Genomic DNA, 21,610 nt, shown 5'->3' with positions numbered 1-21,610 from the left:
AGGCAAACCCTAAACTAGTACCTATAACAAAGCGGTAAGCAGGTTTTTCGCAATTTATTTTGGCATTGTAGATAGGGGCAGGTGTGAACAGTACTGCTCCTCAGTAATCCTCACAAAAATTGAACATAGAATCAAATCTTACACAATCAACTAATTGGACTATTAAATCCCGTCTTTGCGAGCACAGCGAAGCAATCCAGAGGTTTTGGATTACGACACTGGATTGCTTCGCTGTGCTCGCAAAGACGTGGTTTGAGCGGTTATTAGGTAAGCCTACACTAAATTGCCTGTTCAAATTTTGTGAAGATTACATAGGTTCAGGCTTTTCCATTTTTAATGACATCAAGTACTTCTTCATTGGGCAAAATATGATATTTTTTTCGTATATCATCAATGTTACAGTCGATCACCGGCCAATAATCCCAATTATCAAACAGATCCACATTCATTAAAGTACCCCTTTGAAGGGCTAACAGTTCTTCTTCCGGATTAAATTTTCCTGTGGTTAGAGGCACGTCTATAGGTACTGTTTTAACTCCAAGTTGAAATTGACTGATAATAAACAATAAAATCCATATCATTCCTGATTTTCGGAATCCAGCAGTAAAAGAAGCAACCTGTAATTCGCCACCTGGAGTAGTATTATATCCTCCCAATACATGAGCCATATCATGGTTGGTAATCATTACAGGAGAACCGTATTTTTGCCCTGGAAAGGTAAATTGATGCTCCTTATAGAATTGCCAGAATTCTTTGCCTAAAGTGCCGGAAGGTAATTGACCCAGTTGTTCGTATCGTTCAGCTAATTGCGGATCCTCATAAAAACCTTTCATACCGCCAATGATTTTATATATTCCCTTAAATCGTTCCTCATGCCAGACTTTGGCGAAACCCTCTCCAATATACATATGACGCATGACATCAAAAGCATACATATACTGATGATGATGAACCAGTTTGAATAATGCGCTAACTGCTCCTTCATTGACATTAAGTGCTTTTGCCAAATGTTCAATCAGTTTGACTTGCTCCAGCTTGGGCATATCATTCACGACCGCCATGATGATCATTCCTGAAACCAACTGGTGACTCAGTGTTTTATCAGTGAAACCCTGTTGCAACTCCTCACTTTTTATAGGTTCATCAAGTTCATCCAGAGGGAAGTCGGTAAAGGTAATAAATTTTTGCACTGCTGCCAAAGTTCGTTTTTGTAATTCTGTCAGTGAATTGAGCTCCGGATCAGCGAGCATGATTGTTATGAACGCTCTTAATCCAAGTTTAGCTTGCTCTGGTGATGGTTTTAGTAGAAGCATGGCAACATCCTTTTCGACTTTATTTAAATAAATATAGTTGTTTTATAACTTAATTTCGAATTGGGAGTAGAGAAAGATGATGTAGGGGTGATGATTTGACAATACAAAAGTAGCCCGGATGAAGCACAGCGAAATCCGGGTGGCCTATGCGCAGGATGGTACCTTTTTAAACGGTGCCCGCTTCGCGGGGCTTCCCGGATTACGCGCTTCGCACTTCATCCAGGCTACTTTAAATACTGAAATTTATACTTTAAATGATTCATTATTTAAGAGAAGCGATACAACAGTCCCTAAATCGGGTTGGCTCTGTATATCAATCTGACCGTTATGAATGGTCATAATGGATTTAGCGATCGCTAATCCCAAACCGATGCCGGCGTTTTCATTGTTGGTTGAGTGATCAACACGATAAAAGCCTTGGCACAGCAAGGGCAGGTGTTCTTTGGCTATGCCAATGCCATTGTCCTTTATGGTGATTTGGATGTGATTTACTTTTTCTTCAATCGTGATAAGTATCGTTCCACCTTGTTTTGTATACTTCAGGCTGTTATCTATTACATTTGAAATGACACGTTTAAACAGATGCTCATCTACTTCTATCCTGGCATTACCAACAACCTGAATTTCTATCCCTTTGTCTAAGGCGGAGGAATGATAATATTCGACTATAGAATTGATTAAATCCTTTGCAGGCAGTTGTTTTCGATTTAACTGAATTTGGCCATGTTCACTACGGGTTAAAAACAGGAGGTTATCTATAAGCTGGGTTAACTGTTGATATTCTTCCATATGTGTCTGTAACAGGTGCTGGTAGGCTTCAATCGACTGTGGTTTTGCCAGAGTGATTTCCGTAGCTGTTTGGAGGTAGTGTACCGGATTGCGTAATTCATGTGCCATGCTGGCAGAAAATTGTTTGATGTGCAGAAATGCACTTTCGATTCGAAATAACATGGCGTTGCATGTTGCGGCCAATTGTCTCAGTTCTTTAGGATGGCCTTCATTTTTCAGGCGTTTATCTAATGATGAGGCGTTAATTAACTCAAGCTCTTCGGCGAAGTCATAAATAGGTTTCATGCTTTTTTTAGCAACTAAATAACTGGCGCAAATTAATATTAAGGCAGAAACCCAAAGTCCAATAAAAAATTTTTTTATGCAAATTTGAGTTAATACAAAGTTGTATTGTTCATGATTTATATGTGCTACATGAAGCAACTCTTTCAGTGGGGGATAGACTAAACCGGTAATGACTATCAAAATCAGCACCATGGTGGTGAAAAATATTAACAACAACCGATTAATTATCGACATTGAGTTAGCGAATTTCCAGGACATATCCCACTCCTCTGACGGTATGGATTAATTTTCTGGGGTATTCACTGTCGACTTTTTCCCTTAAACGTTTTATCGCGACATCTATGATGTTGGTGTTGCAATCAAAATGGATATCCCAAACCTGTTCCGCAATAATGGTTCGTGAAAGTACTTCACCGCTTCGCCTTAACATCAAGGCAAGGAGCATGAATTCTTTTGCCGTTAACAGGAGCTTTTTTCCCCCTCGTACTGCAGTATGTTTCATTAAATCCAGTTTCAGATCATCAATCATTAACGTTATGGGATTGTCATTAGGTTTTCTGCGTAACAGTGATTTGACGCGAGCCAGTAGTTCGTTGAAAGAAAAGGGTTTGATTAAGTAGTCATGAGCGCCTGCTTCCAGTCCCCTGATTCGACTTTCTACATCATCACAAGCTGAAAGCATTATAACCGGTAAGTCGGGTTTGGTTTCACGAATCTTTTCAAGTACAGTCCATCCATCCATTATAGGTAACAGAACGTCCAGAACAACCGCGTCGTACTTTATCTCAGACAGTTGAAACAATGCTTCCGCGCCATCGTATACAGCATCCGCCTGAAATTGATATTCCCTGAATCCTTTGCAGATAAAATCAGCGGTCTTTTTTTGATCTTCAACAATTAAAATACGCATACGGGCACAATGGATAAAACTTAATCAATAGTAGCATAAAAGAAGAGTGAAGTTAATGAATGAAGATTACAAGTTTGTAATGTAAGCGTCACTCTTAAGACAGGATTGAAACATTAATATGGTTCCATAGTTCTTTTCCTGTGGATGCCGGTGAAAAAAGACAATCAAGAGCTAAAAGAAAATAAGCCAATCCTGAAATCAACTTTAACGTTTTTTAATAGCCAATTGACTGATTTGAACACTCAAAGGCTTCAGTTGAACCGAAGCAAAGGATTCGCCAAATATCTTGCTCAGTCGCAAAAAAACTTAAGGACGCTTACACCTTTGGATACAACCTTGGGCGTGATGAGCTTTACGCTCTATATGGCTCGTTTTTCAGTCAATTTCGGTTTACTAGCACAGATTATAATTGGAGAACAGCAGGATAAAACCAATGATAAAACACTTAGAGATTTATACTATAAACTTTTGAATGACAGCTTGTGGGGCGCTGTTAATCTGACGCAGTTTTTTTGGTTGTCATTTAACAACTCACAAACAGCAGGTTTTTACGGGATACAATTGGAGGTTATCGCACAATTGATCGATGTTTTAGTAATGGTTATTCGTTTTCAAGAAAGTTGTGAGGAATATGAATTAAAATTCAGGCAGGCAAGTGGCGCTGATCAAAAACGCCTGACTCTTGAATGGCGGTATAGAGAATTAAATTTTATTCGCTCCTTACTCACTGCTTCATCAATTATGGTAGCTTTAGGTGTGTTTGCTTTTTCTATCGCCTCCGTACCGCTATCGCCTATCATTTCTGCTATCCTCCTAATCAGTGCATTATCACGTGTTTTGATTGATTCTGAAAAGGATAAGCAATTAATGAATCAATTGAAGCTGGATGGCGTTGAGCCACAACGTATAGCCAAAGAACAAAGGATGTTAACTCGTAATCGCCTCAATGATCTCAATCAGGTGATTCTGTATAATGTATTTATCCCCGTCGGGTTATTCTTGTTCCTGACAACCCCCATTTCTCTTCTGCTTGCAAGTGTGTTGTTGATGTCCTTTATGCATTGTTTCACTTCCTATTTAATCAATACCTCAGAGGAACAGAAGGTAGCTGACTTTCCATTAAGCTCATGCACGCTGAGGTGATAAATTGGATCTAGAGGAATAGTAGTGGGGGACATCTCAAGGTTTAATCTTCCAAAACAGATCTTTATTCTCATGAGCTAATAGCCAACAATTTTGAAGGTATTCATGGTAATAGTGCAGGGATTGTGTGCCGTATTCAACTCATGTAGGTAACGTTTCAGGATGTGAATCTAAAAAATCAGCCAGCATGGCTTTTGAAATTACATGCGATGGGATTTATTACCCTAAATTTGGATTCCGTTGAACAACTGGAAGCAGGGCTTCGTTGTTATCACAAGAAATTATTTCAACCTATGATCATAAATTAATCGTATTGGCCAATTGTTTGCATCTCTTGAGCTATAATTAATCTAAAGGAAATTAACTATGTCCAAACAAGCACTGGATTGAGCCTGTAGTACGTGCCGAATAAAGTGTGTAAGGCTTAATTTATAGCAGCTAGTGATGCTGAGTTACTGATGATTAGTATGTGCAGTTGCATCAGGAAAAACTGCATGTTGCTCTGTTTTTTTTGCAGGTGGCAGAATGAGATCGAAACTGGATCAGTTCTTTAATTTTTTAGTTACCGGATCCGATCTGCACAAAATCATTGCTATGCCTGCCTCTCCGAAACCTATGGAGCTAATTCAGCCTTTTGATGCGGGTGCATTACCCAAAGAGGCTGTCTTTGAATTTACCAGAGACGTAAATCAGTTAATTAAAGAATTCAATAATACCCGTGATGTTGATGGCAAAATTCATTTGCTTAAAGAAATTCAAAAACAAATAAAAAAGATTGATTATACCTATCCTCAAGATTTATTGGCTGATTCACCTGGATACCAAAAAATAAGTTCAGAACTTTTTAAAAGCATCCAATATCAAACGTCTTCATTAGGAGTCAAATCGTTACTTCCTACTACCGCTACACCAACTCTCCTTACGGAAATAATTGCTCAAATGGCGCCAGAAAAAGCAGAAAAATTGGTTGACATACTGAATGGTATGGGAAAAAAGTACTCTGGCAAGGTAGTACATGATCGTCTTAAAAGTTTATATCCCTTAGAAGATAAGAGCCCTGAAGCAGATATGTTTCGCGAGTTTTTGGCGACTCATCAGATTAGTTTTTTAGGGGGTGGGAATGCAAAGAATTTTAAAGTAACTCACTTAAAAGATAATAGCACTGAAGTTTTAAAAATAGATGATCGACTGTATATGCCAAGAAATGCAGAGGCTCATTTACGTGAACATATAGGGAATAATTTGGCGGTCATAGATACTGAGCGTCAAGTATTCTGTACGAACAGAAGAGGTGAACCAGCTTCTCGAACATTATTAGTTACCGAATATTGTTCTGGGGGTGATTTATATAGCCATGGTTTAGCTTCCTTGCGAGGGGGTGAGCCTGTTAAGGTAGTTTCAACGGTTTTTGAGCAAATGGCTGATGTCATGTTGCAAATTCAAGACGCAGGTTGTATGTTTCCAGATGCAAAAATAACGAATTGGTTAATCAATTCGGATGGAAAACTAATTATTTCTGATACAAAAAGTTTTTTATTTACCGATGAGAATCAGAATTTTGTACCTGGAATACCTGGCAATGAATATTGCACTCTTTTAAGTTCAACAAACTTTAATCCACCTGAATTTTTTGTCAAACCTGTCTCAATCAATGCCGATAGTCTTCATGCGTACTTACTAGGAAAAAATATCCATAGATTTATTACCGGTTCTATTCAATCGGATCATGATGGCTCTAAGTTTGATTTTAATCATCCGTTCTTTAAAGAAGGAGAGGGGCTTGAAATAAGGACATTAATTGAAGCACTGGTCAAACCTGATCCTGCTGATCGTATGCCAGTTAAAGAGGCCTTGACCCAACTTTTTCTTATCAATAACCATGAGGTTAAATCCTTAGTCAAAGAACTTAAAGAATTAAGGTGTGGTCCAAAAGATAAAAAAATGGATGAATTTATTGATGAAAAAGTAGGAGAGATCCGTAACGCTACTCCACAAAAAAGAGAGGAATTAATAAGTGAATTGAAAGAAATAATAAAAGACTTAAAAGCAGATGCAACAGTGAGTGAGGCTAATCGAATTGTTACCAACTTTAGGAAAAATTCTGATGAATTTGCTATTGGTATCAATACCAGAGCGGATAAGATAGAACAAGAAATGGTACACATTCCCATTCAGGATCGAAGGACACTGCATCAATCAGAGACTTCTACAGTTGTGAAGCAAGCCCTTGAATCTCACCACCATTTAAGCAAATCTGCTACCAGTGATGTCCCTCAGGCTAATACTACGCAAGTGGCTGCAACTTTTAAAAATTTCAAGGAGCGATTTGCTCAACAAGCGCATGGAAATGAGGATAAGGTAGAAAATAAAGCTGAAGCAAGTCTTAGTATAAAAAATCATTAAAAGATGCAAATAAAGGATGTTTAGATGAATTTTACTATGTTATGTGAACAGCTAGGTCTTAATGGTCAGGAACCCGATGCAGAACAGTTCCACAAATTGGAGAGCTGGTGTTCTGAGCATGTTTCTCGTGATCTCATCTTTTCTGGTTCGTTAAAAGAACAATACGATAATTATCTGAAATTAGCTGAGACTTATCTAGACAATTTTGCTCCGTATCTCTCTGATGAGAGCACTCAACCTATGCCACAGCTTCATGGTGCAACTATTTTTGATACCGTGGTCTCTTTTGGACTGGACAAAGTTCTAATGTCTATGAGGCTATCTAACGATAGTGTTAATAAAACTAATACCTATGGAATGACTCCCTTACATGTTGCCGCATTAGAGGGATATTATTATACAGTTTCGGTGCTTCTTTCTTTAGGGGCTGATTCAAACCTTAAGAATATGCAATCCCAATTGCCCTTATTTAGCGCTTTGGTACTCCCTGTTTCTTATGCTCCTGATTTAAAAGAAACCAAAATTAAAATTTTTAGGATGTTACGAGAAAAAACACCCACTATGCTGCATTTGCAGGATAATAATGGTGATACCGTACTTCACATGATGGCTACTCATGGATTCTCTACATTGTTGGAAGAGAGCGTGATCTCTAACCCCATGTTAGCTTATATAAAAAATAATAATTCGCATTATCCCGTTCACACTGCGATTTTAAATGATCAGCTTGATTGCCTGAGGATTCTTTTAAAAGAAAAAGACATCAGTATTTTAGCGGACAGTAAGGGTAGGGTAGCACTCCATTACGCAGCCCGTTATAGCGGAAAAGAGATGGTGGAACTGTGCTGTGATACCGCACCTACAATTAATCCTCTTGATAATACAGGATTATCCCCATTTATGTTGGCTGCAGCAGCCGGTAATGAACTTGCAATGAGCATTCTTATTGATAAAGGTGCTGATGTTCATTTAGCTGATAAGCAAGGACATTCTGTATTGCACCAGGCAGTCTATCGCGGGGATATAACTACAGTACAGTGGATTTTGGATCACACGGATATTAACATAAATGCCATCGATAAAAATAATCAGACACCACTTGTACTCAGTGAAGCGATCGGTAACGAAAAAATAATAAACTTGCTTAGAAGCCAAGGCGCTGTTTCTATTAAATAGCGCCAACCTGTTTCCAAATGACGAATAACCAGTTCTATAATTATTTTATTTATTAAATTCATGGTTTTATGTTAGCATGCACCCACTTCAGGATTACACATGTTTACCATGTCATAGGGAATGTATGTTCAAATTTAAATGTTCAATAGCATCACTTTTAATTATCGGTAATAGCCTTGTGTTTGCAGGCACAATGGGCGCAGCATGTGTGCCTGGGGATGTAAGCATTCCTTGTGACAAAGCAGGTTGGAGCTTTGGTGGACAGGCCTTATACCTGCAACCCTCTTTTGGCGGAAATGGTCTTGGCTATAGTGCATTCAGTTATGGGACCGATAGTTTTGGTACTACCGTGGGTGCTAATAATCCGAACAACACCATCACGAATGTTAAACCCGAATGGTCATGGGGATTTCAAATTGAAGGAGCCTATAAGTTTGGTTCCGGCAGTGATCTGGATTTAAATTGGTATCATCAGAACAACACTACCAGTAAGTATTTGCCGCATGGTTCTTTATTTTCTGGAAACGCTCCTGCTTTGTATGCAGGATTTATCACAGTTGCACCATCATGGGATGCAGTTAATATTGAACTGGGACAGCACTTTGATTTTGATGAAACCAAAATGATGCGTCTTCATGCAGGTATCGATTACTCAAGAGTCAAGACGGTATTTACGAACTATCCTCGACTTCGACCAGACAGTAGCCCGCTTTTTATCACAACCGACAACATATCGTTTAATGGTTTTGGACCTCGAGTCGGAGATGATTTTACTTATCTGCTGGGACATGGGCTAGGACTTTATGCAAAAGGGGCTGCCAGTTTGCTGATTGGTACTACCAAACAGAACGTTTCGGGTTATCAAAATTTAGCGTTCCCTCAATCATTCAGTACAGGGAACTATGTTCAAACAAATCGCAGCGTTGTAATCACTGAATTAGAAGCCAAATTAGGTCTGAAATACGATTATCCCACAGCACAGGGAATATGGGGTGTTGATGTAGGGTATATGTGGGTCAATTATTTCAATGCGCTCGTCAGTCAAACCGGTTCGGGACTTGCAGGATCTGCCAGCAGTAGCAGTACCGCAGCAAACTTTAATTTGAATGGTTTGTATTTCGGTCTGAAATGGGTCAAATAATGTCAAAACTGACGTAAAGAGGATTTATGTTTAAATTGAAAGGAATAGCCGTAGCTGTATTGATAATGAATTGCAGCATATCATTTTCTGGCTCTATGGGACCAATCTGTGAGTCTGGTAAGGTACAAATTCCCTGCGGAAATAAAGCATGGAGCTTTGGTGGAGCAGCACTCTATTTACAGCCTGCTTTTGGTGGTAATGGGTTAGGATACACTGCTTATAGCAATTACTCCGGCAATGATAATAATGGTGTCTTTATTGGTACCAGTGGTGCGCCCAATCAAATGGTTAATATTGGACCTAAATGGGGATGGGGTTTTCAAATCAATGGAGCATACCAATTCAAAGCCAATGATTTAGTGGTTAATTGGTATCATTTGAATTCACACAATAAGGGAAATTTTCCAGTAGGATATGCGTTTGCTGGCAATAATGATGGATTTTATGCCAGCGAATTTCAAGTCAGAACCAATTGGGATGAAGTTGATATTGAATTTGGACAACACCTGCAACTTCCTGGAAATAAGTTAGTGCGACTTCATGCGGGAGCGGAGTTTGGACGTATTAAAAATCAATTCGATAACATCTCACTGCTGCACCCAACATCAGTAGTTGCCTATACCACAACGGACACGCTCTCCTATAATGGTTTTGGCCCACGCCTGGGCATTGATCTGGGATATATGCCCGTCAATAGCTTAGAGCTTTACGCTAAAATGGCTGGAAGCATGTTAATTGGTACCGCGAAACAACGAAATAGCGGTTATCAAAATTATCCTTATCCCAATAACCCCATAAGTCCTTTTGTAACGGGTAATTATAATCAAACACTCAACGGGGTAATTGTTCCAGAACTGGCAGCCAAGCTGGGGGCACAATATGATTGGAAGTTTGAACAAAATATACTAAGTTTTGATATCGGGTATATGTGGATGAATTATTTAAACTCAATCATCAGCTATTCAGGCAACGGCATTGTATTCGCTAATGTTGGCAATAACTCAACAGCTAACTTCAACTTGAATGGAATGTATTTAGGCTTGAAATTGACTGGGAATACCTAAGTATATTTTTAAATCGGATTTGTTGCGTTTAGCCAATAAATTACAGCCGCTGGACGCAAGGTTTATAACAACGGTTCCCAAACTGAAATTTTGTGCTAATGTCCATGGCAAGGTGTAATACAACCGATGTTTATTGAGAGATGGAAATCTAATCTATGTTAAAGGGCTTAAAGGTAATTGATCTGAGTTCAGTGCTTGCAGGTCCTTCTGTAGCTACTTTTTTTGCTGAGTTGGGCGCTACCGTAATTAAAGTCGAACATCCCATTCATAAAGATGTAACCAGATCATGGAAGCTTCCAGACGAAGACCCGAATTCTGAGATATCAGCCTATTTTGCCAGTGTTAATTTTGGGAAAGAGTACCAGTTCCTAGATCTCATGAAGGAAGAAGATCACAACTGTTTTCTAAATCTTATTTCAGAAGCTGACATTTTAATAATGAACTTTAAAAAAGACGATTTTATCAAGCTTCGAGTACAAGATGAGTTTCTTCTAAGTGTTAATCCACGTCTGATCATTGGAAAAATAAACGGCTACGGTGATGATAGCGATCGGGTTGCCTATGATCTCGTACTGCAATCTGAAAGTGGATTTATGTCAATGAACGGTACCGATGAGAGTGGTCCAGTTAAAATGCCGATTGCGTTAATTGATGTGTTGGCAGCTCACCACCTGAAAGAGGCCATCCTTCTGGCGCTCTATAAACGGGAACAAAGTGGGAAAGGCCGGGTAGTCTCGGTTTCTCTTTACGATGCTGCTATTAGCAGTCTTGTGAATCAGGCATCGAATTACCTTATGACGGGACAGATACCGCAACGTATTGGATCAAAACATCCAAACATAGCTCCTTATGGTGAATTATTCCGAACAGCGGATGGTGCACTTATTACTTTTGCAATTGGTTCTGATCGGCATTTTAAACGATTATGCGCCGTCCTGGATCTTAAGGATCTGCCAGAGCAGAACGAGTTCAGAAATAATCAAAACAGGGTAAGGAACCGAGATAAGCTCGCTTCGCTAATTGCTGAACAAACGCTGAAATTTCAGAGCACCAGGCTTCTCGAAATCCTGCTCGGTGAACACGTTCCAGCTGGGAAGATTATGGATCTTAAAGAGGTTTTTGAAAACGATCGCGCGAAAGCGCTCATCCGGGAAGAACTCATTGAGGATATTCCTACAGCACGTGTTGCTTCGTTCATTTTTAAATAGCCAACGTTATCCAGACAACTCAATTCACTCGTTTTTAAGAGAGATAAAATCAACAATGTATGCGCCTATGGGTACCTGTCTCTTAAAGTTAAATCCGAGTCTATTCGCTCGAAGATGATATTAAAAATGCCGCTCGTCGTTGCAAACACAGTGAGGCAATCCAGATAAACGTAGGTCTTTGCTCGTAATGACGGGTATTTTAATGATGGGTATTTATAGGCTCATTGAGATTTAAATAAATACACTCAGCAAGTTCTAACCAGGTATCCCAATAAATTGCTTATTATTTCCACGAAAGTATCTTTGGGGGATTATGAGACGGAGCTAGTGTCTCTCCGGCAGGCCATCCAAGAATAATCGCAGCTTGAGCCTTCATGTGTGTCGGGATTTCCAATTCGTGCTTCCATTCCGGCAAGTTTAAACCAGCGAGGGCAAATCCAATGACACATGAACCCAGTCCTTTAGCATAAGCGGCAAGCATTAAATTTTCAGCAGCGAGCCAACACTCTGCTTTTACAAATGGCCCCGCATAAGTGCTGTAAATAACAATTAATGTGCTTGCATTATAAAATACGTTATAGTCTGGTTGTTTTATTACATCAAGAATATGTTGTGTTTGTTCTGTTTTGTATTTGAGTTTTTCATTAAGCAATGCTTTTTTACAATCCTCGGATAAGCGATCCAATCGTTCTTTCTTGTGAATCACGGCAAATGCTCTGGGTTCTTCATGCAGAGCAGTAGGAGCTTGTATTGCTGCATCCAATAAAGTATGAATCAGATCTGAGTCTACTTTAGTAGGAAGGTAATCGCGAACAGCTCGACGATTATAAAGAGCATCCATTACATCCACTGTTTTATTTTCGTTTCCAATGTTTGATGAGTTTTTCATAGATAATCCATTATTTTGCTCAATGATGTATTTATTATAGTCCGCCTTTCTAATTAAAATTAAAAGAGGATCATTAAATTATTTCGCTGTATAAGACTGATTTATTTGCCAATTACTTAGAGAACATTATTTGATATTCAGTCTCATGGTTTTTATATCCATTTCCACATTAATTTTCTTTTAATCAGTTCTACCAGAAACAGATAAGTAACCGTAGCAGTAATAAGAAAGAGAAAATACGTCGCTGGCAATGGTATAAATCCTAAAAGAGGGGCTAGAGGGGTAAATGGCAAAAGGATACCAAGTGCAACACAAAGGAGTACTGATGATACCAAGGGTATGCTGGGCTTGCTTTGCCAGGGATTTTTAACGGAGCGAATTACAAAAACCACCAGAGTTTGAGTTGCCAATGATTCTACAAACCACCCCGTTTGAAATAATGATTCAGAAGCTGCGAAAATCTTAAGCATGATGAAAAAAGTGATAAAATCAAAAATTGAACTGATAGGGCCAAGATAAAACATAAATTTACGAATAATACTTATATCCCAGTGTTTCGGTTTACGTGTAAAACTGCGATCCACATTATCCGTTGGAATGGTTATTTGAGAAATATCATAAAGAAGATTATTTAATAGAATCTGGGACGGTAACATGGGTAAAAAGGGTAAAAAGACAATTGCGACAGCCATACTTAACATATTTCCAAAGTTAGAGCTGGTACCCATCATCAGATATTTCATCACGTTTCCAAATGATTTACGTCCTTCAATGATTCCATCCAGCAATACCCCTAAATTCTGTTTCAATAAGATGATGTCTGCTGCTTCTCGAGCCACATCTACAGCACCTGCAACTGAAATACCTACATCCGCGATGTGCAAGGAAGGAACATCATTAATTCCATCACCAATATAACCTACAACATGATTGCGAGAGCGTAATGCTGCAATGATGCGTTGTTTTTGCATGGGGGTGATACGGGCAAAAACATCCACTTGCTCTGCAATCGATCCTAACGCAGAGTCACTGATATGCTCCAATTCATCACCGAGTATTATGGTATCAGTGTTAATATGTACTTCTTTACAGACATGACGTGTCACTAATTCATTGTCTCCAGTAATAATTTTTATCCTTACACCTTCGTGATGCAATTCGTTTATTACAGAAGGAATGTCCTGTAGTGGGGGATCAAAAAAGGCAACAAATCCAGCTAAAGTCATGTCTTTTTCATCCTGAGCATGATAAGAGGGTTGTGTGGCCATTGTTCGGTAAGCAATAGCCAGTACTCTGTAACCTTGTTCGCTTAATGATAAAAAAGTGGATTCAAACATTTTGCGATGCACATCATCCAACACCTGTTGTTTGCTTTCATTATCAAAATGGGTGCAGTCTTTTATTATGTACTCTGGAGCACCTTTGGTAATGAGCATGTGGGCGTTATTTTTTTCTATAACAACACTGGAACGACGTCGCTCAAAATCAAATGGAATTTCATCGATCTTGTTGTATTTTGCTATATCAGGGTGATCATGTTTCAAGATCGCCGCATCGAGAGGGTTAATGTTTGCTTTTTTTAATATGGCAATATTAAACGGGCTAGGTATTTCACTGACAAACAAACTATTTAAATAGGCCAGCAGCATCACATATTCTGATGTTCTTCCAAAAGGATCCAGGTGCTGATCCAATATCATTTCCCCACTGGTTAAGGTTCCAGTCTTATCACTGCAAAGAATATCAATGCTGCCAAAATTCTGGATTGCGGATAAGTTTTTGACAATAACATTGTTTTTTGCCATACGAACAGCGCCAGCCGCAAGGGTTACAGTAGTAATCATTGGCAATAACTCGGGGGTCAGGCCCACTGCTAATGCTACAGAAAATAATAATGATTCGAGCAGGGATCGTTTAAGATAGAGATTGACGGAGAAGACAAATATCACCAGAAAAAACACTACCTTCATGATAAACAGGCCAAATCGAGTAATCCCTTTTTCAAACTCAGTATGAGGTGCAGTTTTTGAAAGAGCTTCCGCTATTTGACCAAATTGAGTGTTCTGTCCTGTACTTATTACAACAGCTATTGCTGTACCGCTCACTACTGAAGAACCTGAAAAAACCGCATTACTAGCCTCAGATGGGTTTTTAAGTATGGTGGCTTGTGCACCCGCTTCTTTTTCAACAGGCAGTGATTCACCCGTAAGGGCTGCTTGCTGAATATGCAGATCTTTGGCTTTTATTAATAACGAATCTGCAGGTACCACATCACCAGCGATAAGTTGAATCACATCTCCCGGAACCAGTTCTCGACACAGAATTTCTTGCCATTGACCGTCACGTAACACATTTGCCTTCGTAGCAATGTGCTTTTGTAGATTTTTAATGGCAAGCAGTGACCGATGGCTCTGAAAATAATCCAGGCCAATACTTATAATAACCATAGTAACAATAATCGTTGAACTGACAATATTTCCAGTAAATGCTGAAATCAAAGCAGCAATTAACAATATGGCGATTAATGGGTTAGTTGAATGAGATATGGCTTCAAAAACAAGCGAACGATAGGATTTGCGGACTAATTCATTCAGCCCAGATTCAGTCTGTCTTTTTTGTGCTTCGAGACTCGTCAGTCCATTTAAAGAGCTATCCATTTGGTTTAGCACCTGTTCGGAGCTAAGAGTGACTAATGTTGATAAATCTCTATTCATAATATTCATCCGGGATATTCATCCAGAAATTATCCTAATAGGACTGTGACAAGAAGCTTTTTTATTGTATGTACACTATAGTGTAAAAAGAAGTTGATGACGTTAAAAAATTACGTTCAAGATGACATTTTAATAGGTGCTGTTGAAAATCCCCGGGTGGATAGTCCTATGTACCTGGGCGATTGAGCAAGTGAATTGTTAACAGCCCCCTGGTGAGCACACAGAAAGTTCTATGGACAGTATCTTTAAAAAGATGATCCAACAATATAAAGAGGGTTTTCGTCAGGAACATGAGGCGACCTGTGGTCCTGCGTCAATTATTCTTGCAGCACTTGGTTTGGGGCTGGACAAAAAACAGGAATCAGAATGGATAAGCACTCGTTTTTCCGAGTTTATGCCTGTTCATCAATTTTTAGATAGAGGAATGGCCTTGCATGAGCTGCATTTTATTTCCGAGCTTATTTATGAAAACAGGCTTGATATAACTGTTCAACGTGCTTATGCGGAGCATTATTCCTTATTCTTAAATGATGTAAAAAAATCATTCAAAGAACACCATTCCGTTATTATTGTTAATTACAGACAGGATGATCTTCTATCCAGTGTTGCTCCATGTCCCCATGGTAATCCTCATTACTCACCAATAGTGGGTTGGAATTCTAAAGAGGATAAAGTGTTGTTATGCGATGTTGATTCATCCATAGAGGATGTGTATTGGGTGAACATTAAAACTCTTTTTCAATCCATGAGCCAATACAACCCAGTCTTCAATCTTCCTCGAGGCTGGTTAGTACTTAAAAAGAGAATTAAGCCAGAATTGACGACTGACGAGTAATCTAACCATCCAATTCAGAATAATGGCTTTCACAGATGGTGTATTGTTGTAGCGTTCTTGAATTCATAATAATTAATCGAAATAAACGCGCAATAAAATTTGGATCCAGAGAGTACGATTTAGCTAAAAATTCATAAAGCTCAAAATTCTTTTTTTCTTGATTTATATCAATAATCGATTTTCCCTCTTGCTGTTTTAAATGAGCAATTTTTTTACTCAAGTCCTGGCGAAGTGCTAAACTCCTGATAATGGCACAATCGGTTTCTTGAATTTGTTTTCTCAATTGTTCGATAGTTGACATGGACAGTCCTAAGATTGAAGCTCGCTCCAATGACGAATTAAATAGCCATGTTCTAACTGATTCGCGTCTTGAATATTTGCCGGAATGCACACTACATGCCCACTTCCTGGAGCACGTTGTATGGAATGTCCTTCAGCACTGTCGATGGCCTCAAGTGTAGTACGGTAATTACCGGTCGGCAGCATGATTTCAAGAGTATCGCCTACAGAGAATTGATTTTTTACCAGAACTTTAAGCAGTTGTTTACTGCTGTCATAATCAAGTAATTCACCCACTACCTGCTGTTTTATACCCGTTTCATTGCGATCTTTATAACTTTGATATTCCTCAGGGACATGTCGACGGTAAAAACCTTCTGTGTACCCTCTGAGAGATAATCCTTCCAGAGTATCCATGAGACTCCTGTCAAATGGTTTGCCTGCAGTCGCATCATCAATGGCCTTTCGATACAATTGGGTCACACGGGCTACATAAAAATCTGATTTTGTTCGACCTTCTATTTTTAAACAATCAATACCCATTTGGGCAAGCGCTTCAACATGCTGAATTGCTCTTAAGTCCTTGGAGTTAAAAAGATAAGTTCCATGTTCATCCTCCTCCATAATATTCAGTTCACCCTCACGTTGAGGTGCTTGTTCAAATAGAGCCGTCCTGGTTTCTAAATGAGCATTACCCCATTCATCTTCAGTACCTTCTTTAACTTCATAGTTCCACCGACAAGCGTTAGTGCAGGCACCTTGATTGGGATCTCGGTGATTGAAATAACCAGATAAGAGACAGCGTCCAGAATGAGCCATACACAAAGCACCATGTACAAATACTTCCAATTCAATATCCGGGCAATATTCTCGTATCGCCTGAATTTCTTTTAATGACAACTCACGAGATAAAATGACTCGTTCAAGACCCATAGTCTGCCAAAATTTTACTGCAGCATAATTCATCACATTAGATTGAACGGACAGATGAACCGGTTGGTCAGGCCATCGTTCTCTAACCATCATAATGAGTCCAGGATCTGCCATGATGAGAGCGTCTGGTCTGGCTTCAATCACTGGTGCCAAATCTTCCAGATACGTATTTATTTTATTGTTTTGGGCAATAATATTACTCGCGACAAAAAATAATTTACCTTGGGCATGCGCTTCATTAATGCCTATAACCAATTTTTCATGTGAAAATTCATTATTTCTGGCACGAAGACTATAACGAGGTTGACCGGCATAGACTGCATCTGCTCCGTATGCAAAGGCTCTTCTCATCCGTTTTAACGAGCCGGCAGGAGATAATAACTCTGGAGATTTTATGATCATAAATTAACTCTTATAAAATAAATTAATATCACTATTTGTTTGGTAAAAGGCCAGAAGAGTGATCTTCAAACGATTGTTTACGTTAACAATTTATGTTTTGGCTTCTTTAAAGGTTGACCAATGTTTATTCTCAAAATCGTATAACTTGCAACTTTTAAAAATACTGAGCACGTAACGTAATTTAAATTGATACTCATGAAAGTATTCCCCATATTTAACTTTTAATGCTTGATGAGCTTGAGGTAAGTTATAAAAAGGAATTCTTGGATCGAGATGGTGAGGGACGTGTATCATGATGTTATGCAATAATACTCGTGATAATTTTGAGCAATGGATGATCGTACTGCAGTACAAAGCACCGACAGAATGAGACCACTCCGCTTTTAAATCAAAGAAAGGGATTTCGGGATGTGTATGATGCAAATAGACAATTATTGCGATGAAATAATTAAAAACGATAAAGGGCAAAACTACTGCTACAGCAATACCAACAATGCCTCCGGCAAACATATAGGCCAATACGGACATCATTAGCCCGTAAAGCAGCACCGTTAGTTTACCATTGCGATAAAACTGACGTTCCTGATGTTCTTTACCCGGATTAAAACACATCATTTGCTCCCACCATATTCGGCGCAAGTAATGAAAAGCAGAGGTAAAAAAACAGCGTTCTATCCGATAGAGCAAGCGCTGAACTCGGGAAAGTGATTGATACTCTCTTCGTGTCAGAGGGCGCCATATCCAATCAATTGGAGAAAAAGAGGCGAAACCATGATGAACCTTGTTATGACCGAAGGACCACATTCGATACACATTTAATGAAGGAAACATTGCTATCGTTCCCAGCAATTCGGCAATTTTGCTGTTTTTGAACAGTGCACCATGAGCCGCATCATGAGCCCAAACAAACAGCATGGCCGTAGCAACACCTGCAATGAAACCACCGAGCAGCTGGAACCCCAGATTCGTATTCAAAAAAATAAGAGAAAGACCTCCCAAAAACAGCATGAGATCAAAAAAATACCAAAATAGATTTTTAACCTGAGATTGCTTGTAACATTCATGAGGAATGCTTGTACGAGCCACTGATGATTTTATTTCCCTTACTTGCTTCCATAAAGGATTAGATTGGATGGATTTCATAAGACACTACCTTTTAATACAACGATGGCCAAGGCCTCCCAGGGATAAATTCTGTTCTACTCGTCATCCCCGTTTTATAAGTCATCTCTAATTAATACGTCATCCTCGCGAAGGCGGGGATCCATGCAAAAATATGGCATTGTGCTGGCTTTTTACGCCAAATCCCCACTTTGTTGGGTATGACAATCTCAGTTTTCAGGATATTTTAAATGGATTTTAAAAGATGACCTTGATCTACATCATGGAAATGTAAATGTAACATTCAGGCTTTACGAATAATGTTCTGATTCTTTATGACGGAACTGTGTTCTATATCTGCAATTAGTACTAATTGTTCCGGTTGCAAAAGTTGAATATTTTTATGATCAATGGCAATGATGTTATTTTTTTTAAATTGAGCGAGAAGGCGGCTAATGGTTTCTGCGGTGAGTCTTAAATAATTACCTATATCTTGACGAGACATAGGCAAATTAAATTGCAATTGCATTTCTAATGGGTGTAATCGATTGGCTAAATCAATAAGAAACGCGGCAAGTCGTTGTTCCGCAGTGATGGAACATAAATAAGAACCCACATTCAGTTGTTGGCTCATTAAATATAAAATATGTTTTTGTAGAGAGGGATTTAATTGCAATAATTCAAGGAAGTTATCGTACGGAATTTCACAAACGACCGTATCGGACAAAGCAACCGCTGAAAAAAGGTAGTGCCGTGAATAAATTGCCTCAAAGCCCAGAACTTCCCCGGCAAAATAAAATCCCTGAATTAATTCATTTCCATTAGCATCTACTTGATATGTTTTTAAAGTTCCTCGTTGAATTGCATACAGGTTTCGAAACATATTCTGAGGAAGGTATAAGGGTTCATTCTTTTTAAGATGTTGGTGTTGTTTGACAGCATGGTTATTTTGATTTATCCAGTCCAATGAGTTCTCTTCCGCAATGCAAAAAGGTGAGAAGGTACAATGCTCACAGGTTGGCTGATTTTTATCGACATCGATCATATTTGATTCTTCATAAGAACTTCAATGTATATAGTGCTCAGGGCGTGTTAACCATTCATCAAAATATACCCAACGTTCCGAGACGTCGAAATCGGAATGGGCAACACACCCTAATGTAAATCGCAAAAGATTTTTATTATATCAAATTTTTCCATGATGTAGATCAATGCGATAGCTAATTACGGCTTATAGAATCCTTATTAAGTCATATTTGAGGTGCGAAGCGATCATGAATAACATCACACAAGTTACATCTTATTTATCCGATCTACAAAGTTCAATCTGTCAGGAATTGCTTTTGATCGATGGCAATGCCAGTTTTATAGCAGACAACTGGGAGGATCCCAATTTGGGATATGGAGTGAGTTGTGTGATTGCAAATGGCGAAGTTTTTGAAAAAGCAGGAGTAAATTTTTCACATGTTAAAGGCAAGCATCTACCGAGTTCAGCTACAGAGAAAAGGCCTGAACTCTCTGGCTACCAATTTGAAGCGGTGGGTGTTTCGCTCGTAATTCATCCCGTAAACCCTTATGTTCCTACAACTCATGCGAATTTTAGATTCTTTATGGCTACGAAGGAGGGTGCTGAACCTGTTTGGTGGTTTGGGGGTGGATTTGATTTGACCCCTTATTATGGCTTTGAAGAAGATTGTGTCTATTGGCACACCAAAGCAAAAGAAGCCTGTGACCCCTTTGGTGATGAGGTGTATCTAGATTTTAAACACTGGTGTGATGATTATTTTTACATCAAACATCGTCACGAACCAAGAGGGATAGGCGGATTGTTTTTTGATGATCTGAACCAGTGGGACTTTGAAACGTGCTTTAATTTTTTACAGTCAGTTGGAAATCAATTTATGAAAGCCTATGTCCCAATTGTCATGCGTCGCTACAACATACCCTATTTTGAACGGCAAAAGGATTTTCAGCTGTATCGAAGAGGTCGTTATGCCGAATTTAACCTGGTTTACGATCGAGGAACAGCTTTTGGTCTGCAAACAGGCGGAAGGACTGAGTCGATTCTCATGTCATTACCGCCTAAAGCATCCTGGGTTTACGATTGGCAGCCTCAATCTGGAACTGAAGAAGCAAAGCTATATACCCATTTTTTGACTAATAAAAATTGGCTTGATATTAAGGTGTGTTGACAATTCGCTTCTTCAAACACCCTTGTCATATTGGTGTTTATAGAGTACGTGTTAACAGCTCCTGGTTATAGGGAAATTCACATGTTAGAACTACCGGAATTCAGTCTTCCAGAATTGAAAAAACATCAACAATCGAGGTTTTTGCATTATGCACGACAGGTTCTTGAAGCCCAACAACACATGATGGCTCTGGGTGTAAACAATATTATTCAATATACTTTAGAAAAAAAGAGCCGTCATCAACAGATGGATCATTACCCTAAAGGGGACCGGATCGATCATGATACGGGTGCTCAATATTTCTATCATTGTCATCGTGAAAATTTTGAAACAGAGGAGCACGGACATTTTCATTGTTTTTTGCGCTACGGCCATATTCCTCAACACTTTAGACCAACACCTTTACTGGACTGGGATAAATATTGTGAGAATCCAATGACGCATATTGTTGCCATTGCCATGAACCGCTATGGCCAGCCAATCCGTTTATTCAGTGTTAATCGATGGATCTCCCATGAAATCTGGTATGACGCAGAGCATACTTCAAGTTTTATTAAACTCTATAAGATGACAAAGAACGATAGTGCATATTGGCAGATACTTGATCGCTGGGTAGAAGGGATGCTTCATCTATTTGCACCACAAATTCAGTGGGTTAATAACACACGGGACAGGTTCATTTCTCATTACAAGACAACCCATCCTGATAGTAATGCCTATGAAGATCATCAATTGGATGTATTATCTGAAATTCCAATCAATTTAAACAATCAAATCCAATGGATTTTGGAGGCCGATTGGGTTGAATCTTCAGTTAAATCCGATTGATAGGA

Annotated in this window: 18 protein-coding genes and 1 pseudogene; 9 read left to right on the top strand and 10 right to left on the bottom strand. The window is 39.0% G+C overall.

The features are described from left to right. Window positions 1–317 precede the first annotated feature (317 nt). The 3 genes from Lqua_RS16890 to lciR all read right to left on the bottom strand — a co-directional run bounded on the left by Lqua_RS16890 (window position 318) and on the right by lciR (window position 3,297). On the bottom strand, window positions 318–1,313 hold the full coding sequence (locus Lqua_RS16890) for a hypothetical protein (protein WP_058475463.1): 996 nt from the start codon (window positions 1,311–1,313) through the stop codon (window positions 318–320). A 243-nt stretch (window positions 1,314–1,556) separates the two neighbouring features. Beyond that, window positions 1,557–2,645, bottom strand: a complete 1,089-nt coding sequence (gene lciS / locus Lqua_RS16885) for a copper-responsive two-component system sensor histidine kinase LciS (RefSeq protein WP_058475462.1) — start codon at window positions 2,643–2,645, stop codon at window positions 1,557–1,559. After that, the gene (gene lciR / locus Lqua_RS16880) at window positions 2,626–3,297 is read right to left on the bottom strand and encodes a copper-responsive two-component system response regulator LciR (protein ID WP_058475461.1); all 672 of its coding nucleotides are present in this window, start codon (window positions 3,295–3,297) and stop codon (window positions 2,626–2,628) included. Before lciR ends, lciS begins: the two co-directional genes overlap by 20 nt. A 150-nt stretch (window positions 3,298–3,447) precedes the next feature. Between lciR and Lqua_RS16875 the strand changes: the two genes are divergently transcribed. The 6 genes from Lqua_RS16875 to Lqua_RS16850 all read left to right on the top strand — a co-directional run bounded on the left by Lqua_RS16875 (window position 3,448) and on the right by Lqua_RS16850 (window position 11,432). Beyond that, window positions 3,448–4,440, top strand: a complete 993-nt coding sequence (locus Lqua_RS16875; protein ID WP_133141110.1) for a hypothetical protein — start codon at window positions 3,448–3,450, stop codon at window positions 4,438–4,440. A 525-nt stretch (window positions 4,441–4,965) separates the two neighbouring features. After that, entirely contained in the window at window positions 4,966–6,843 is a 1,878-nt protein-coding gene (locus Lqua_RS16870; RefSeq protein ID WP_058475459.1) for a protein kinase family protein, read from the top strand. 24 nt (window positions 6,844–6,867) lie between these two features. Beyond that, on the top strand, window positions 6,868–8,019 hold the full coding sequence (locus tag Lqua_RS16865; RefSeq protein ID WP_058475458.1) for an ankyrin repeat domain-containing protein: 1,152 nt from the start codon (window positions 6,868–6,870) through the stop codon (window positions 8,017–8,019). 124 nt (window positions 8,020–8,143) lie between these two features. Further along, the gene (locus tag Lqua_RS16860) at window positions 8,144–9,160 is read left to right on the top strand and encodes an Lpg1974 family pore-forming outer membrane protein (RefSeq protein WP_058475457.1); all 1,017 of its coding nucleotides are present in this window, start codon (window positions 8,144–8,146) and stop codon (window positions 9,158–9,160) included. Between the two features lie 26 nt (window positions 9,161–9,186). After that, the gene (locus tag Lqua_RS16855) at window positions 9,187–10,224 is read left to right on the top strand and encodes an Lpg1974 family pore-forming outer membrane protein (RefSeq protein ID WP_058475456.1); all 1,038 of its coding nucleotides are present in this window, start codon (window positions 9,187–9,189) and stop codon (window positions 10,222–10,224) included. 155 nt (window positions 10,225–10,379) lie between these two features. Continuing rightward, on the top strand, window positions 10,380–11,432 hold the full coding sequence (locus Lqua_RS16850; RefSeq protein WP_058475455.1) for a CaiB/BaiF CoA transferase family protein: 1,053 nt from the start codon (window positions 10,380–10,382) through the stop codon (window positions 11,430–11,432). A 24-nt stretch (window positions 11,433–11,456) separates the two neighbouring features. Here Lqua_RS16850 and Lqua_RS18830 read toward each other — a convergent pair. From Lqua_RS18830 to mgtA, 3 genes and pseudogenes are all read right to left on the bottom strand, one after another. Further along, a pseudogene (locus tag Lqua_RS18830) lies at window positions 11,457–11,537 on the bottom strand (DUF559 domain-containing protein); the annotation flags it as partial. A 178-nt stretch (window positions 11,538–11,715) separates the two neighbouring features. Next, window positions 11,716–12,321, bottom strand: a complete 606-nt coding sequence (locus Lqua_RS16845; RefSeq protein ID WP_058475454.1) for a nitroreductase family protein — start codon at window positions 12,319–12,321, stop codon at window positions 11,716–11,718. Between the two features lie 152 nt (window positions 12,322–12,473). After that, complete coding sequence (gene mgtA / locus Lqua_RS16840; RefSeq protein WP_115148818.1) at window positions 12,474–15,035, bottom strand: magnesium-translocating P-type ATPase; 2,562 nt, start codon at window positions 15,033–15,035, stop codon at window positions 12,474–12,476. 232 nt (window positions 15,036–15,267) lie between these two features. Between mgtA and Lqua_RS16835 the strand changes: the two genes are divergently transcribed. Next, window positions 15,268–15,870: a phytochelatin synthase family protein gene (locus Lqua_RS16835; protein WP_058475452.1), complete on the top strand. Its 603-nt coding sequence runs from the start codon at window positions 15,268–15,270 to the stop codon at window positions 15,868–15,870. Window position 15,871: 1 nt separating this feature from the next. On the opposite strand, the gene Lqua_RS16830 is transcribed toward Lqua_RS16835, so the two are convergent. The 4 genes from Lqua_RS16830 to Lqua_RS16815 all read right to left on the bottom strand — a co-directional run bounded on the left by Lqua_RS16830 (window position 15,872) and on the right by Lqua_RS16815 (window position 19,630). Then, complete coding sequence (locus Lqua_RS16830; RefSeq protein ID WP_058475451.1) at window positions 15,872–16,171, bottom strand: chorismate mutase; 300 nt, start codon at window positions 16,169–16,171, stop codon at window positions 15,872–15,874. Between the two features lie 8 nt (window positions 16,172–16,179). Continuing rightward, window positions 16,180–17,484: a prephenate-dependent tRNA uridine(34) hydroxylase TrhP gene (gene trhP / locus Lqua_RS16825; protein WP_083501380.1), complete on the bottom strand. Its 1,305-nt coding sequence runs from the start codon at window positions 17,482–17,484 to the stop codon at window positions 16,180–16,182. A gap of 90 nt (window positions 17,485–17,574) precedes the next feature. Beyond that, a complete protein-coding gene (locus Lqua_RS16820; RefSeq protein ID WP_058475450.1) occupies window positions 17,575–18,627 on the bottom strand; it encodes a fatty acid desaturase in 1,053 nt (350 codons plus the stop codon). 262 nt (window positions 18,628–18,889) lie between these two features. After that, window positions 18,890–19,630 (bottom strand): helix-turn-helix domain-containing protein, encoded by a 741-nt coding sequence (locus Lqua_RS16815; RefSeq protein ID WP_058475449.1) that lies wholly within the window; start codon window positions 19,628–19,630, stop codon window positions 18,890–18,892. Window positions 19,631–19,859: 229 nt separating this feature from the next. Here Lqua_RS16815 and hemF point away from each other — a divergent pair, with 229 nt between their 5' ends. Further along, window positions 19,860–20,777 (top strand): oxygen-dependent coproporphyrinogen oxidase, encoded by a 918-nt coding sequence (gene hemF, locus Lqua_RS16810; protein WP_058475448.1) that lies wholly within the window; start codon window positions 19,860–19,862, stop codon window positions 20,775–20,777. Window positions 20,778–20,858: 81 nt separating this feature from the next. Next, the gene (locus tag Lqua_RS16805) at window positions 20,859–21,605 is read left to right on the top strand and encodes a DUF6969 family protein (RefSeq protein ID WP_058475447.1); all 747 of its coding nucleotides are present in this window, start codon (window positions 20,859–20,861) and stop codon (window positions 21,603–21,605) included. Window positions 21,606–21,610: the final 5 nt, after the last annotated feature.

This window comes from Legionella quateirensis (genome assembly GCF_001467955.1).
Classification (GTDB): Bacteria; Pseudomonadota; Gammaproteobacteria; order Legionellales; family Legionellaceae; genus Legionella; species Legionella quateirensis.
This window is presented reverse-complemented; position numbering and strand designations above follow the sequence as displayed.